This window comes from Amycolatopsis pithecellobii (genome assembly GCF_009707865.1).
GTDB lineage: Bacteria > Actinomycetota > Actinomycetes > Mycobacteriales > Pseudonocardiaceae > Amycolatopsis_E > Amycolatopsis_E pithecellobii.
In genome coordinates this window covers 1-13,830 of the sequence record NZ_WMBA01000047.1, presented here as the reverse complement: position 1 = coordinate 13,830, position 13,830 = coordinate 1, and the positions used below count along the sequence as shown (strand labels likewise).

15 protein-coding genes are annotated in these 13,830 nt (G+C 67.5%); 6 read left to right on the top strand and 9 right to left on the bottom strand.

All coding sequences use genetic code 11. The annotated features are described in order from the left end of the window. Window positions 1–28: 28 nt before the first annotated feature. Window positions 29–2,242: an excinuclease ABC subunit UvrB gene (uvrB, locus tag GKO32_RS25775; protein ID WP_312868533.1), complete on the top strand. Its 2,214-nt coding sequence runs from the start codon at window positions 29–31 to the stop codon at window positions 2,240–2,242. 432 nt (window positions 2,243–2,674) lie between these two features. Here uvrB and GKO32_RS25770 read toward each other — a convergent pair whose 3' ends face one another. Continuing rightward, a complete protein-coding gene (locus tag GKO32_RS25770) occupies window positions 2,675–2,932 on the bottom strand; it encodes a hypothetical protein (protein WP_154759496.1) in 258 nt (85 codons plus the stop codon). A gap of 130 nt (window positions 2,933–3,062) precedes the next feature. After that, window positions 3,063–4,322 (bottom strand): PucR family transcriptional regulator, encoded by a 1,260-nt coding sequence (locus GKO32_RS25765; RefSeq protein ID WP_312868532.1) that lies wholly within the window; start codon window positions 4,320–4,322, stop codon window positions 3,063–3,065. A 59-nt stretch (window positions 4,323–4,381) separates the two neighbouring features. Here GKO32_RS25765 and GKO32_RS25760 point away from each other — a divergent pair, with 59 nt between their 5' ends. Continuing rightward, window positions 4,382–4,909: a ribonuclease FAU-1 family protein gene (locus GKO32_RS25760; RefSeq protein WP_154759495.1), complete on the top strand. Its 528-nt coding sequence runs from the start codon at window positions 4,382–4,384 to the stop codon at window positions 4,907–4,909. A gap of 1 nt (window position 4,910) precedes the next feature. Here the strand turns inward: GKO32_RS25760 and coaE are convergent, their stop codons facing one another. After that, window positions 4,911–6,095, bottom strand: a complete 1,185-nt coding sequence (gene coaE / locus GKO32_RS25755) for a dephospho-CoA kinase (protein WP_154759494.1) — start codon at window positions 6,093–6,095, stop codon at window positions 4,911–4,913. A 225-nt stretch (window positions 6,096–6,320) separates the two neighbouring features. On the opposite strand from coaE, the gene GKO32_RS25750 reads away from it, so the two are divergent. Continuing rightward, window positions 6,321–6,530 carry a hypothetical protein gene (locus tag GKO32_RS25750; protein WP_154759493.1) on the top strand — a complete coding sequence of 70 codons (210 nt, stop codon included), beginning with the start codon at window positions 6,321–6,323 and terminating at the stop codon, window positions 6,528–6,530. A 34-nt stretch (window positions 6,531–6,564) separates the two neighbouring features. Here the strand turns inward: GKO32_RS25750 and GKO32_RS25745 are convergent, their stop codons facing one another. From GKO32_RS25745 to ctaD, 5 genes are all read right to left on the bottom strand, one after another. Continuing rightward, window positions 6,565–7,749, bottom strand: coding sequence for an LCP family protein (locus tag GKO32_RS25745; RefSeq protein ID WP_154759492.1), 1,185 nt, complete (start codon window positions 7,747–7,749; stop codon window positions 6,565–6,567). Between the two features lie 197 nt (window positions 7,750–7,946). Further along, window positions 7,947–8,519 carry a Uma2 family endonuclease gene (locus GKO32_RS25740; RefSeq protein WP_154759491.1) on the bottom strand — a complete coding sequence of 191 codons (573 nt, stop codon included), beginning with the start codon at window positions 8,517–8,519 and terminating at the stop codon, window positions 7,947–7,949. Between the two features lie 273 nt (window positions 8,520–8,792). After that, a complete protein-coding gene (locus GKO32_RS25735) occupies window positions 8,793–8,978 on the bottom strand; it encodes a hypothetical protein (RefSeq protein ID WP_154759490.1) in 186 nt (61 codons plus the stop codon). After that, complete coding sequence (locus tag GKO32_RS25730; RefSeq protein WP_154759489.1) at window positions 8,971–9,354, bottom strand: phage holin family protein; 384 nt, start codon at window positions 9,352–9,354, stop codon at window positions 8,971–8,973. The genes GKO32_RS25735 and GKO32_RS25730 overlap by 8 nt, the downstream gene beginning before the upstream one ends. A gap of 48 nt (window positions 9,355–9,402) precedes the next feature. Further along, on the bottom strand, window positions 9,403–11,166 hold the full coding sequence (gene ctaD / locus GKO32_RS25725) for an aa3-type cytochrome oxidase subunit I (protein WP_154759488.1): 1,764 nt from the start codon (window positions 11,164–11,166) through the stop codon (window positions 9,403–9,405). A gap of 152 nt (window positions 11,167–11,318) precedes the next feature. Between ctaD and GKO32_RS25720 the strand changes: the two genes are divergently transcribed. The 3 genes from GKO32_RS25720 (at window position 11,319) to GKO32_RS25710 (ending at window position 13,065) form a co-directional block, all read left to right on the top strand. Further along, entirely contained in the window at window positions 11,319–11,687 is a 369-nt protein-coding gene (locus tag GKO32_RS25720) for an ATP-binding protein (protein ID WP_154759487.1), read from the top strand. A gap of 182 nt (window positions 11,688–11,869) precedes the next feature. Then, entirely contained in the window at window positions 11,870–12,226 is a 357-nt protein-coding gene (locus GKO32_RS25715) for an anti-sigma factor antagonist (protein WP_154759486.1), read from the top strand. Between the two features lie 65 nt (window positions 12,227–12,291). After that, on the top strand, window positions 12,292–13,065 hold the full coding sequence (locus GKO32_RS25710; protein WP_154759485.1) for a SigB/SigF/SigG family RNA polymerase sigma factor: 774 nt from the start codon (window positions 12,292–12,294) through the stop codon (window positions 13,063–13,065). A gap of 143 nt (window positions 13,066–13,208) precedes the next feature. On the opposite strand, the gene GKO32_RS25705 is transcribed toward GKO32_RS25710, so the two are convergent. Beyond that, window positions 13,209–13,700, bottom strand: a complete 492-nt coding sequence (locus tag GKO32_RS25705; protein WP_154759484.1) for a PaaI family thioesterase — start codon at window positions 13,698–13,700, stop codon at window positions 13,209–13,211. Window positions 13,701–13,830: the final 130 nt, after the last annotated feature.

The window sequence follows — 13,830 nt, the reverse complement described above, 5'->3', positions numbered from 1 at the left end:
GTCGGTGGGTGGGCCTACCCTGGTTTCCGTGGCTTTCGCAACCGAACACCCCGTACTGGCGCAGTCCGAGTTCCGCCCGGTCTCCGAGATCCCCCGGACCGGCGGGCGGTTCGAGGTGGTCAGCGAGTATCAGCCCGCCGGTGACCAGCCGGCGGCCATCGACGAGCTCGAACGCCGGATCAAGGCGGGCGAGAAGGACGTCGTGCTGCTGGGTGCCACCGGGACCGGCAAGTCGGCCACCACGGCGTGGCTGATCGAGCGGGTCCAGCGGCCCACGCTGGTGATGGCGCCGAACAAGACGCTGGCCGCCCAGCTGGCGAACGAGCTGCGCGAACTGTTCCCGCACAACGCGGTCGAGTACTTCGTCAGCTACTACGACTACTACCAGCCCGAGGCGTACATCGCGCAGACGGACACCTACATCGAGAAGGACTCGTCGATCAACGACGATGTCGAGCGGCTGCGGCACTCCGCGACGATGAACCTGTTGTCCCGCCGGGATGTCATCGTGGTCGCGTCGGTGTCGTGCATCTACGGCCTGGGCACCCCACAGTCCTATTTGGACCGTTCGAGCAAGCTGCGGGTCGGCGGCGAGGTCGACCGGGACGTGTTCCTGCGCGCGCTGGTGGATGTGCAGTACACCCGCAACGATGTCGCGTTCGCGCGCGGCACGTTCCGAGTACGCGGGGACACGGTGGAGATCATCCCGGCGTACGAGGAGCTGGCCATCCGGGTCGAGTTCTTCGGTGACGAGATCGACAAGCTGTACTACCTGCACCCACTGACCGGGGACATCGTGCGCGAGGTGGACGAGGTCCGGATCTTCCCGGCCACCCACTACGTCGCGGGTCCGGAGCGGATGGAAAAGGCCATCCAGGGTATCGAAAAGGAACTGGAGGAGCAGCTCGCGAAGCTGGAGAAACAGGGCAAACTCCTGGAGGCGCAACGGTTGCGCATGCGCACCAGCTACGACGTCGAGATGATGCGGCAGGTCGGGTTCTGCTCCGGTATCGAGAACTACTCGCGGCATATCGACGGGCGTCCCGCCGGGTCCGCGCCGGCGACACTGCTGGACTATTTCCCGGACGATTTCCTGCTGGTGATCGACGAGTCGCACCAGACGGTGCCGCAGATCGGCGGGATGTTCGAGGGCGACATGTCCCGCAAGCGGAACCTGGTGGAGTACGGCTTCCGGTTGCCGAGCGCGGTGGACAACCGGCCGCTGACGTGGGAGGAGTTCTCCGACCGGATCGGCCAGACGGTGTACCTGTCGGCGACGCCGGGCCCGTACGAGATGGGGCAGACCGGCGGCGAGTTCGTCGAGCAGGTGATCCGGCCGACGGGTCTGGTGGACCCGAAGGTGGTCGTCAAGCCGACCGAGGGCCAGATCGACGATCTGGTGCACGAGATCCGGGAGCGGGCCGATGGAAGCCGAGCGGACTACGGATCTGGCACCGCACAGGGACCCTCCTCGCCGAAGGCGGGCAAGGAGGGACGCGTGCTGGTCACCACGCTCACCAAGAAGATGGCCGAGGATCTGACGGATTATCTGCTGGAGCTGGGCATCCGGGTGCGGTACCTGCATTCGGAGGTGGACACGCTGCGCCGCGTCGAGTTGCTGCGGCAGCTACGGTCGGGCGATTTCGATGTGCTGGTGGGGATCAACCTGCTGCGGGAGGGGCTCGACCTGCCGGAGGTGTCGCTGGTGGCGATCCTCGACGCGGACAAGGAAGGCTTCCTGCGCAGCGGGACGTCGCTGATCCAGACGATCGGCCGCGCCGCGCGGAACGTGTCCGGCGAGGTCCACATGTACGCGGACAAGGTGACCGACTCGATGAGCTACGCGATCGAGGAAACGAACCGGCGCCGCGCGAAGCAGATCGCGTACAACGAGGAGCGCGGGCTGGATCCGCAGCCGCTGCGGAAGAAGATCAACGACATCCTGGACCGGGTATACACGGAGGCCGAGGACTCCGAGCGCGAAGTCGAGGTCGGCGGCTCGGGCCGGAACGCCTCGCGCGGCAAGAAACCCGTACAAGGCGGCCGCTCGTCGGGCGTCCTCGTGGAGCGCGACGTGTCGTCCATGCCGCGCGCCGAGCTGGCGGACCTGATCCAGTCGATGACCGAGCAGATGATGCAGGCCGCCCGGGACTTGCAGTTCGAACTGGCGGCCCGCCTCCGCGACGAGATCGCCGACCTGAAAAAGGAACTGCGCGGCATGGACGCGGCGGGCCTGAAGTAGCGGGGCTGGACTTGGCCGGGCTGGCCGGCCGAGTCCTGCCCTGGTGGCGAGCCCGCAGCACGAGGCCTCACGGGCGGCGCGGAAAACCAACGCGGGCAGGCGAATCGGCCTCAGCAGGGCGGTCGGCAGCGCAAGCACGGGCGGCGAACCCCAGCCGGCCAACATCACCACGCGGCGCAACCAGACAACGGGCCCTCGCCACCCCTTCGCCAGACCACCCCACTCACGCGACCGCAGTCAGCGAACCCCGCCGCGCCAACACCCGGCGCAAGCAGGCAACGGGCCCTCACCAACCGACCCGGCCAGGCCACCCGGCCTCGCCAACACAAGCGCCCGCAGCGAACCCCGGCGCCCCAACCCAAGCACTCGGCGCGCAGACAACGGGCCCTTGCGAACCGACCCCGGCCGGCGGGCCGGCAGCAGCGAGGACCGCTACCGGAGGGCGCGGTACTCGCGCCGGGCCTGGCGGGCCAGGCAGGCTTCGCAGGGCATGCCGCCGATGCGGTTCAGTACCTCGGCGTCGCTGGGCAGGATGATCTCGCCGCAAAGGGCGGTCAGCTGCATCGGGATGGGGCCCTCCGCGGGGAGCGGCACAAGGTGGCTGACGCGTCTGCACTCGCCGACCACGCCGCGCCGCAGGCGGATCACCGCCAAGAGATCTGTCGGCTCTGCGTGGATGACGTTCCCCATGTGGGGATCGTAAACCGGAATAATCGCGGACCGCTTCGTGCTAACGGCCCAACGATCACTCGGGTGACTGGTGTCATAGACCGAAAGTATCGGCCATGCGATTGTTCAGCCAGGAAAACAGCCGTGTTGATCAGGCCTTTGCCAGCACCGCAGTGCCCAGCCTCCGGCACAGCCGGAGCGCGAGTTCGACGTCAAGCCGATTATCGATGACCGGCTTCCCGATCGTCTCCTCAGCTTTGCGCACTCGGTACTGCACCGAGTTCTTGTGCATGGTCAGCCTCGCCGCCGCCGCGGTGTAACTGCTGCCCGTCGCCAGGAACACCAGCAGCGTCTCCCGCAACCGTTCGTGCTGCTCATCGTCGGTGGCCAGTGCGCCCAGGGTGTCGGCGACCCAGCTGCGCGCCGCTGAAAGGTCCGCGGTCATCAGCGCGATCGCCCCGACATCTCTGAAGGTCAACGCTCGCTCGCACTGTTCGCCCGCCGCGGTGGACAGCGCATGCACCCGCTCGGCCTGCCGGTGACTGCGCCGGAACCCTTCGATCCCGTCAGCAGGGTCGCCGAACACGAGCCGCACCGTCGGCTCCGCCTTCGCGAGCACGCGCTGCACATGATCCTCGTCCGGCAGTGCGACCTTCTCCAGCGGGAACCACACCCACGCGCACCGCTCGTCCGCCGGCACCAGCAGCGCCGCCCCGGCCGTCTGCAGGCACTCGGCGATCGCCGCGGTGACTGACTGAAGCGACGCGAGAGCGTTGCCCTGTTTGGGTTCCACCGCATGCCACACGATCATCGCCAGATGCGTGCCACGTAACCGGTAGCCCAGCGCCGTCTCGAGCGTGTCGATGTCGAACATGTCGCCGTCGAGCAATTCCCGCACCCGTGCCGCCCGCACCGCGTTGCGGTTGAGCAGCCAGCGGTCACGTTCCTCTTGGTACGCCGACACGACCTGTTGCGTGACCCGGTCGATGAAGGCGAACGTGCCGGTCAGCGCCTTGCTCATCATGGCGCCGAGCACCTGCGAATCGTGGATCTGCTCGGCGGCTTCGGTGAGCGCGTAGTTGAGAATCGCGGTCTGGCCCAGATAGTAGGCGCGGATCAGGTCGACGACCGGGGTCCCGCGCTGGGCAAGGCGCCGCGCGTATTCCATCGCCGCGGCGGGCGCCTCGACACGCGTCGGGTCGATCCCGTGCTGGAAGATCCGCAGTGCGGTGTCGATGTTCTGGAACAGGCTCGCCGACAGGAGACTGACCACGCTCTCGTCGTCATTGACAAGATGCGGCAACTCGCGCGCATACAGCTGCACCATGTCGGCGGTGAGCTGATTGGCCTGGCCACTGAGATCTCCCGCGATGCGCGAAACCCAGCCGGTCACCGTCGCTTCGTCCACCACGCGATCACCCTACCGTCGTGACACTCGTTTTCGGCGTGTAAACCGGCAAAGATGTCCGCATGACAGAGCACGCGGGGACGATCCACCCGCCGAAGATCGAAACCTTCGACGTCGCCGCGGGCACGAACACGGATCCGAAGGGCCACCTCCGGAAAGTCGAGCAATACCGGGTGGAGCCGTTCGGCCTCTACCTCGCACGTCCCACCCCCGGGCGCGCACAGTTCCACTATCTGGAGTCATGGCTGCTGCCCGGACTCGGGTTGCGGCTGACCGACTTCTGGTTCAGTCCAGGGCATGAGCGGGACCAGGACTTCTACCTCGACGTCGTGCACATCGATCGTGACGGCGACGTGTGGCGCTCCACCGACTGGTACCTCGACATCGTGCTACGCGAAGGACGCGGCCTGCAGGTGCTCGACACCGATGAGCTGCTCGCCGCGTCCGCGGCCGGGCTGATCAGCCCTGCCGACGCGCGGCGCGCACTGGAGATCGCCTACGCCACCGTCGGCGGGCTGGCCGCGCACGGCTACAAGATCCACGATTGGCTGTCCACAATGGACATCGAGCTTTCCTGGCAGCGACACTGATTCAGGGAGTCCAGCCTGTCGTGGCGGCCCAGGTCTCGGCGCGGCGGAAGGCTTCGTTGACCCAGCCCTGTTTTTCGGCGGCGTAAGCACCGATGCTGCCATCGCCCGCGTGGGCTTCGGCGAGCTGTCGTTTCACCTCGGCGTAAGCCTCACGCTCACCGGGATTGCCGCGAAGCCAGCCGGCGAACAGCAGGGCGAGGCGCCAGGCCGGAGTTTCGGTCGAGCGCACGTGCAGGTTCACCGCGCGGCCCGGATCACCACCGGTGTGCACGCGTTTGGGCCATGGCCTCGAGCCGTCCTGTGGAGTGTCCGTCCACTCCCCCTCCGTGCGCGGGAAACCCGCGTCCAGCAACGCTTCCGCGAGCGCGTCGGCATCCTCCAAAGTGGACACGACCAGCTGGAGGTCCACAATGTCCTTGGCGGGCAACCCTGGCACCGAGGTCGAACCGATGTGATCGACCCGCAGCGCCCGCTCACCCGCCGCACGCCGGACCCGCGCGAGCGCGCGGGCCGCCTGCGCGGGCCATTCTTCGTTGTAGGGCACGATTTTCGGAGACATCTGCGGGCGCCGACGGCGCAGCCGGAGGTTCGCCTCGTACGGGACGAGCCGGTCCGCCCACAGCCGGTCCACTTCGGCCACCACGATGTCCGGGGTGCTCCCGTTGTCGAGCCAGACATCCGCGGCCGCGCGTCGTTGCTCGCCGGTCGCCTGTGCCGCGATGCGTGCCCGCGCGTCGGCCTCGGCCATGCCGCGGGCATCCACAAGCCGGCGAACCCGCACCTCGACCGGCGCATCGACCACCAGCACCAGGTGGTAGTTGGCCGCCATGCCACCTTCGACCAGCAGCGGGACGTCGTGCACGACGATCGCGTCGGGTGCCGCGGCCGCCATCAGCTCGGCCGTGCGCGCACCGATGAGCGGATGCAGGATGCCGTTGAGCCGCTGGCGCGAGCCCTCGTCGGCGAACGCCTTCGCGGCGAGCGCCGGCCGATCGAGCGCCCCTTCGACGGTGAGTATGCCTGCGCCGAACTCCTCGACGAGCGCGGCGAGCCCCTCGGTTCCCGGCTCGACCACCTCACGAGCGAGCTTGTCGGCGTCGATCAGCACCGCCCCATGCTCCGCGAGCCGGGCCGCGACCGTCGATTTGCCCGCACCGATCCCGCCGGTGAGCCCCACACGCAGCATGACCGCATTCAACCAGGCGCTGCGCCGTTCGTGACCAATCCGGCGGCAGCCACGGCGGAAACAGGTGTCTACAAGCAGGTCGGCCGCGGACCGTGTCCGCCTACTTTCGGCCGGATTGCTAATCGGTGATCGAACCGATATGGGTGACACGCCGACCAGGTATTACGCTTGCTCGCCACTGCCCGGGTACGCTCCGCGGCGGAAAGGCACCCACACGGAGGAACGATGTCAGGGAAGCACGCCGGCCGGCACCGGCTCGGCACACCGGGGCTGGTGCATTGTCTCGAGCACCGCACGGTCGCGCTCGCCCTGGAGGAGTACCACCGCACGTGGCTGACCGCCCTGCTCGTCCCGGCCAAGCACAGCCTCGCCGGCCTGCGGCGCCGTGCCGTGCTCGCCGCGCGCGAACGCGCTTGGGTCCCGGCCACCACCTAGCTCCGCCGCTCCCCCAGACAAGGGAAGCAGCCGCTCAGTTGACGCAGCCGGCCAGCTCCACGCTGTTCGCACTGGGCGAGACCGGGATTTCGGCGGTCGGCGGCGAGCTGCTCTCGGCTGCCTGTGCCTCGCCGGCCGGGGGCCGCAGCAACGACGACGTGCGCGCGTTCTGCCCGAACAGGGCGCCGACGAACGAACGCACCTGCGCCGGGTCGACCTTGACCGCGTCACCGTCCGACGGGGTCGAGAGGTTGAGTGACTGCACCGGGATCGTTTCGAACTTGATCCCGTCGGCGGACAGCCCGCGCAGCTGCTGGGCGAACGTCAGGATGTCCCAGCCCGAGTCGATGAGCACGGACTGCTGCACGGCCTTGATCAGCCCGTCCAGCTTGACGGGGTTGGCCAGGGTGCCTGCGTCCAGCACCACCTTTGCGGCGCTGGCGAGGAACGCCTGCTGGCGCGCGATGCGGTCGAGGTCGCCGGTGGCCAGCCCGTGGCGTTGCCGCACGAACGCCAGCGCCTGCGCGCCGGAGAGCACCTGCGGGCCGGCCGGGAAGTCGGCGCCCGAGTAGCTGTCGTGCGCGGGCTGGTTCAGGCAGACCGGGACGCCGCCGACGGCCTGGCTCAGCGTGTAGAAACCAAGCAGGTTGACCGCGGCGTAGTGGTTGATGGTCAGCCCGGTGAACTGCTCGACGGTCTGGATCGCGGTGCGCGCGCCCGCCTGGTCGGCCTGCCGCTGACCCTGCGTACCCGTGATGCCTCGCCCCGCCAGCTCACCGAGTGCCGCCTGCTTGCCGTAGGTGTACGCGGAGTTGATCTTGTGCTTGCCGTAGCCGCCGGCGATCTGCACGTAGGAATCGCGCGGGATCGAGATCGCGGTCGCCGTCCCGCCGCCTTCGGGGATGTGCACGACGATCATCGTGTCCGTGGTGTCGCCACCGGAACTGGTGTCCCCGGCATGCAACTGGTCGAGCAGGTTCTGTGGGATCGGGTTGCCCTGGGCGTCGGTGCGCGAGTCGATCCCGACGAGCAGGATGTTCTGCTCGGGCACCGGCACGTTCGGGGCGACGCTCGGCAGCTGGGCGGCCGGCTCGATGACGTCGGCCGTGGCGAGTCCGTTGTTGAGGCGGTTGAGCTGGGAATACGCGTAACCGGTTATGCCGAGCAGGAGCGCGGAAGTGAGGCCCAGCGCCGTGTACGCGACGGGCTTCCAGCGCATGAGTCCCCTCCCCTCGACCGCTCGAACCGCTACGTCCATCATCCCGGGTTTTGCTGGCAATTTCCTGTGAGTTTGGCGATGGGACGGGGGGATCTTTCCGTATTCCCAGCAAGTTCGGTCAACCTTGACGTCGGCCGGACGTGCCGCGGTTACATCCACTTTGGACAGTCAGAAACCGGCTGCGGTCGGTGCCAGGCTCAATGCGTGAGCCCGGCCAAGTCGATCTCAAGTGGATACTCGACGGTCGTGCGGAGCAGACCGGTGTGCTCGCCGGTGGCGCGGTAGGCACCATCGGCGAGGACATGGGTGTGGACGCTCAGCGCGAGCGCACCGCTGACCGGGCTCTCGACACGCCAGAAATGCCGGATCCCGGCCTCGGCATACGCCAGCGGTTTCGCGCCTCGGTCTTCGCGCCTACTCCCCCGTGACACCACCTCGACCACGAGCAGGACCTGGTCGCCCGGGATAGGCCGGGTGGTCAGCGGCAGCTCGGCGGCGAACACCACGAGGTCCGGCGCGACGTAGTCCAGCGGCTCTTCGGCCAGCAGGACATCCACATCGGTCTCCAGCTGCCAGCCGCCCGGTAACTGCGGTTCGAGCACTGCCGCGAGCCGGCGGGTGATGCGCTGGTGCAGGGGCAGTGGGCGCGGGTTCACGATGAGGGCTCCGTCGAGGACTTCGACCCGGCTGTCCTCGGGCAGCGAACGAACGTCGGCCAGAGTCCAACCACCGGGGGGTGGGATGAACCAGTCGTGCGACAGGGCCGTCATGTTCGTTCCCCTCCTTCGCCCACGCAGGATACTCGACCGCCCCCACCGCCGACACGACCGAACGTCACGCTAGCGGGGCGCACCTGCCTGTCTTGCCACCGCAAGCGGTGCACCGCGGTACTGACCTACCGTCGCCACTCCCGGGTTTCCGGGTCGTCGTCGGCGGGAGGTTCGGGGTCGCGCCATTCCTCCGCGCGCGTCGGCCGGTTGCCTTGCAGTGTTCCGCGAAGCTCGTGCTTCAGCTGGTCGTCCTCACGCGGGTTGTGCTTATCATTACCTCGCTGCATAACGCCTCCCGACGATGATCAGGACCAGACCCAAGCCCAGCAAAGCGCCCGCCGCGATCGCGGCCTTCGACGCCTTGTGGGTCAGCTCCCGCGCCGTTTCCGCCAGTTCCTGCCGGGTCAGTTCGGCGTCGAGGCGGGCCTGTTCGCTGTCAATGGGAAAGTCCTCAGGCATGACTGTGCCCCCGCATCAGGTCGACGTCCTTGCGCATCTCGTCCGCGGTCTCCGTGGGCGCCGCCGACTGGACCTGCTTCTTACCGGCCAGCGCGAAAAGACCCGCCGCCGCGAAGAGCACCGCGCCGACGATCACCGCGGCGGCCCAGCCCGGCAGCACCAGTGCCAGCGCCAGCACAGCGGCTGCGACCAGCGCCCCGCCACCGAGAAACGCGATGACGGCCGCGAAGCCACCCAGCCCGGCGCCGATACCGGCGCGCTTGCCGCCCTCTTTGAGTTCGGCCTCCGCGATACGCATCTCGTCGCGCACAAGACGACGTGTCTGCTCGGACATGTCCTTGACCAGCTGCGGGATCGAACGCGATTCTGCGGTCATCGTCTCCTCCAAGTAGCTCCTGTTCCCGGCTACCCAGAGAGAGCGCGGCTATTCGTGCGGAGCGCTGGCCCCGGCGGCCTTCTGCGACGGTGTCTCGGTGGCGTCCGAATGCGAGACCGGTTTGCCGGTCAGCGTGATGTGACCTTCCTCGTGCAAGCGTTCCACCATATGCGGATAGTGCAGCTCGAACGCGGGCCGTTCACTGCGGATCCTCGGCAATTCGGTGAAATTGTGCCGCGGCGGCGGGCAGCTCGTGGCCCACTCCAGCGAGTTGCCGAAACCCCACGGATCGTCCACTTCGACCGGATCGCCGAACCGGTAACTGCGCACCACGTTGTAGATGAACGGCAGCATCGACGCACCCAGGATGAACGCTCCGATCGTGGAAACGGTGTTCAGCAACGTGAATCCGTCCGTCGGCAGGTAGTCCGCATAACGGCGTGGCATACCCATGGCACCGAGCCAGTGCTGCACCAGGAACGTGGCGTGAAAACCGATGAACGTGGTCCAGAAATGCAGCTTCGCGAGACTCTCGTCGAGCATTCTTCCGGTCATCTTCGGGAACCAGAAATAGACCCCGGCGAAGGTGGCGAACACAATGGTTCCGAACAGCACGTAGTGGAAATGCGCCACCACGAAATATGAGTCGTGGATTTGGAAGTCCAGCGGCGGTGCGGCGAGGATGACCCCGGTCAGCCCGCCGAGCAGGAACGTCACCAGGAAGCCGACCGCCCACAGCATCGGACTTTCGAACGAGATCCGCCCCTTCCACATCGTGCCGATCCAGTTGAAGAACTTGATCCCGGTCGGCACCGCGATCAGGAATGTCAGGAACGAGAAGAACGGCAGCAGCACCGCACCGGTGGCGAACATGTGGTGCGCCCACACCGCGAACGAAAGCGCGGTGATGCCGATGGTGGCGAACACCATCAAGCGGTAGCCGAACAATGGTTTCCGGCTGAACACCGGAATGATTTCGGTGACGATCCCGAAATACGGCAACGCGACGATGTACACCTCGGGATGACCGAAGAACCAGAACAGGTGCTGCCACAGGATCGCGCCACCATTGGCGGGGTCGAGCGCGTGTGCCCCGATGATCCGGTCGGCCAGCAGCGCGAACAGGGCGGCCGTCAGGATCGGGAACACCGCGAGCACCAGAATCGACGTGAACAGGATGTTCCAGGTGAAGATCGGCATCCGCCACATCGTCATCCCCGGACAGCGCAGGGTCACGATGGTGGTCACCATATTGACCGCGCCGAGAATGGTCCCGAGCCCGGACACGATGAGCCCCGCCGCCCAGAGATTTCCGCCGATACCCGGTGAATGCGTGAAATCCGCCAGCGGGTTGTACGCGGTCCAGCCGAAATCGGCGGCACCGCCGGGTGTCGCGAACGACGACAACACGATCAGTCCGCCGAACAGGAACAGCCAGTACGAAAAGGCGTTCAGTCGCGGAAAGGCGACATCGGGCGAGCCGATCTGCAGCGGCAGCACCAGGTTGGCGAAGGCGAAGAGGTTCGGCGTCGCGTACAACAGCAACATGATCGTGCCGTGCATCGTGAACAACTGGTTGTACTGCTCGTTCGACAGGAACTGCAGGCCGGGACGCGCCAGCTCGGCCCGCATCAGCAGCGCCATCGCACCGCCCACCACGAAAAACCCGAGCGAGGTGAACAAGTACAGCAGCCCGATCTGCTTGTGATCGGTCGTCCTGGCCAGGCGCAGAATGGCACGCCCTCGCCGGTGCCGGGCCGGGAGGTCGTAGCGGTTACCCAGGACGATGGGCCGGGCGCGCATTTCGGTCATCGCATCCTCGCCTTCGTCGCACTCAGTGCTGACCTGGCTTACCCACTGTCCTCCCGCGCCAAAAGCCAGGCAACCCCCTGGTTCCGGCTTGTTTCGCCGATGGTGACGGAGGGTATTACTCCGCCGTCCTGAGAGGTAGGAGCTGAAGGCAGATGCGAAACCATGCGGAGATCACGCTGGTGAGGACTCCCGAAGCGCCGCGCAGGGCACGTCGGTTCGTGGACGGGATATGCGAAGGCTGGCACGTCCCCACACTGACCGGCGAGGCCGAGCTCGTGGCGAGCGAACTCGTGGAAAACACGCTCCAGCACACGGAATCCACCCCCAGGCTGAGCCTGGAACTGCGCCGCGGTGAACTGACCATCGCGGTGTCCGACGACAATCCTCGCCGTGCCTATGTGCGCGACGACGGCGGGCGTGGCGGGTACGGCATGAAAATGATCGCGGACGCGGCGCGGACATGGGGCTGCACACCGTCGTCCTCCGGTGGAAAAACAGTGTGGGCACGACTCGCCGCCTGAGATATTTCACGAACGAACGACCTCCCTTGCATGGCGCCTTGGCGCTCCGTACGGTCGGGGAGACGAGCGGCTGGACAGCCAGCCGCGCCGGGTGCGCGAATCAACGCACGGACCGGCGTTTTGGGGTTCAGCGCCGGATGTGATCCGCGCTCGGCAGCACCTTCGACGAATCGGGAGCCGCCGTGCACACACCGAACGACGTCCGGATCGACACGGAGCAGCGGCAAGGAATCACGCTGGCCCGTACGGCCGGCGAGATCGACGCACTCAGCGCACCCCGCCTGCGCGAGTTCGTCGGCGACCAGCTGGCCGCGGCGCGCGACTTCGTCCTCGACCTCGACGAGGTCACTTTCCTCAGCTCGGCCGGACTCCAGGTGTTGCTGGATACGGACCGCGCTGTACTGAGCAGGCGGCTGCGCTGGGCCCTGGTGGGCACAACGCGAGCCGTGGCAAGGCCGTTGGAGGTGACGGGGCTCGCGCCCCGGTTGCCATTGCAGCCCAGTGTGCCCGCAGCCCTCCAGCTCGTCGCGAGACCCTGAGAGTCCACAATGGACTACCGGTGGCGCGAGGATTGGGCCACCGGGGGAACGGGGTATCCCGGACCATGAGGCCGTCCCGCACACTCAGCGACGACGAGAAGAAAGCGTTGTTCGAACAGCTGGCGGCGGCCGGTCCCGACGATCCGCGCCGCACGCAGCTACGGACGGCACTGGTCACCGAATACCTGGCGGTAGCCGAGCACATCGCGCGGCGATTCGCCGGACGCGGCGAGGCGCATGACGACCTGGTTCAGGTGGCGCGCCTGGGCCTGGTCAACGCGGTCGACCGCTTCGAGCCGGACCGGGGAAGCGATTTCCTGTCGTTCGCGGTACCGACGATCATGGGCGAGGTCCGCCGGCATTTCCGGGACGCGAGCTGGTCGGTCCGGGTCCCGCGGCGGCTCAAGGAACTGCATCTGCGGATCGGGCAGGTCAGCGGTGAGCTGGGCCAGAAACTCGGCCGGGCGCCGACGCCGTCCGAGCTGGCCCGCGCACTCGACGTTTCCATCGACGAGGTAAGCGAAGGCCTGCAGGCGGGCAACGCGTACTACGCGGTTTCCGTCGACCGGCCGACCGGGGACGAGGGCGAGTCGACGTCATTGGCCGACACCCTCGGCGAAGACGACACGGGGCTCGAGTCGGTGGAGAACCACGAGGCGCTGCGGCCGTTGTTGCGTGAGCTGCCCGAGCGCGAGCGGCGGATCCTGATGCTGCGGTTCTTCGGCAACATGACGCAGACACAGATCGCGGAGCGAGTGGGCATCTCGCAGATGCACGTGTCGCGGTTGCTGGCGCAGACACTGCAGCAGCTGCGGGAGAAGCTTATTGACGATTCGTGACGGGCATTGGGGGGTGCGGTCGGGGGCCTGCGCGCGTGGGTCTTGACGCGCGGGTGAGTCGCGAGCGGATCCGGGGCAAGCCGATCAGGGGCGCGTCGGTCTGGGGCGCGCAGGTCGGGCGCCGGCAGTCGCGCGCGAGCGGGTCAGGGGCGCATGAGCAGGCAGCTGCTGGAGCCGGTCGCGAGCAGGACGCCTGCCATGTCACGGAGTTCGGCTTCACCGAAGGCGACCCGTGAACCGGCCTTGACCACGCGGCCGTGGGCGCGCAGTTCGCCGGCGGACGGGTGGATCGCCTTGAGGTAGCTGACCTTCAGCTCGATCGACGAGTAGCCGACGCCCGCCGGGAGGAGCGTGTGCACCGCGCAGCCGATCGCGGAGTCGAGCATCGTCGCGGCGACACCGCCGTGGATGAGGCCGATCGGGTTGTACAGCGACTCGTCCGGGGTGGCGGCGAACTCGACCTCGCCCTCGGCCACCCGCACCAGCGACATACCGAGATGCGCAGCGATCGGGGGCTGCGGGATCCGCTCCTCGGCGAGCGCGGTCAGGTAGTCCAGGCCACTCATCGTCCGCCCGAGCGCCGCCGCCGCGAGTGGGTCGTGCCAGGTGATGGTCTTCTGCCGGGTGTCCGCCATGCACGCTCCTAAGACAGTTGTCATAACCGGGATCGACTATAACACCGTTTTGGGGCCAGCCGGCCGAGCCGGTTGGGGGGTCGGCTGAGGTGGTTCGCCGGACCGCGTGGGCCGGCACGCGCTGGGAGGC

What these genes read in the sequence shown, in the direction of transcription:
- GKO32_RS25770 (WP_154759496.1), bottom strand. Translation starts at nt 2,932, where the DNA reads ATGGGGAACGTCATCCACGCAGAGCCGACAGATCTCTTGGCGGTGATC.
- GKO32_RS25760 (WP_154759495.1), top strand. Translation starts at nt 4,382, where the DNA reads ATGACAGAGCACGCGGGGACGATCCACCCGCCGAAGATCGAAACCTTC.
- coaE (WP_154759494.1), bottom strand. Translation starts at nt 6,095, where the DNA reads ATGCTGCGTGTGGGGCTCACCGGCGGGATCGGTGCGGGCAAATCGACG.
- GKO32_RS25750 (WP_154759493.1), top strand. Translation starts at nt 6,321, where the DNA reads ATGTCAGGGAAGCACGCCGGCCGGCACCGGCTCGGCACACCGGGGCTG.
- GKO32_RS25745 (WP_154759492.1), bottom strand. Translation starts at nt 7,749, where the DNA reads ATGCGCTGGAAGCCCGTCGCGTACACGGCGCTGGGCCTCACTTCCGCG.
- GKO32_RS25740 (WP_154759491.1), bottom strand. Translation starts at nt 8,519, where the DNA reads ATGACGGCCCTGTCGCACGACTGGTTCATCCCACCCCCCGGTGGTTGG.
- GKO32_RS25735 (WP_154759490.1), bottom strand. Translation starts at nt 8,978, where the DNA reads ATGCCTGAGGACTTTCCCATTGACAGCGAACAGGCCCGCCTCGACGCC.
- GKO32_RS25730 (WP_154759489.1), bottom strand. Translation starts at nt 9,354, where the DNA reads ATGACCGCAGAATCGCGTTCGATCCCGCAGCTGGTCAAGGACATGTCC.
- ctaD (WP_154759488.1), bottom strand. Translation starts at nt 11,166, where the DNA reads ATGACCGAAATGCGCGCCCGGCCCATCGTCCTGGGTAACCGCTACGAC.
- GKO32_RS25720 (WP_154759487.1), top strand. Translation starts at nt 11,319, where the DNA reads ATGCGAAACCATGCGGAGATCACGCTGGTGAGGACTCCCGAAGCGCCG.
- GKO32_RS25710 (WP_154759485.1), top strand. Translation starts at nt 12,292, where the DNA reads ATGAGGCCGTCCCGCACACTCAGCGACGACGAGAAGAAAGCGTTGTTC.
- GKO32_RS25705 (WP_154759484.1), bottom strand. Translation starts at nt 13,700, where the DNA reads ATGGCGGACACCCGGCAGAAGACCATCACCTGGCACGACCCACTCGCG.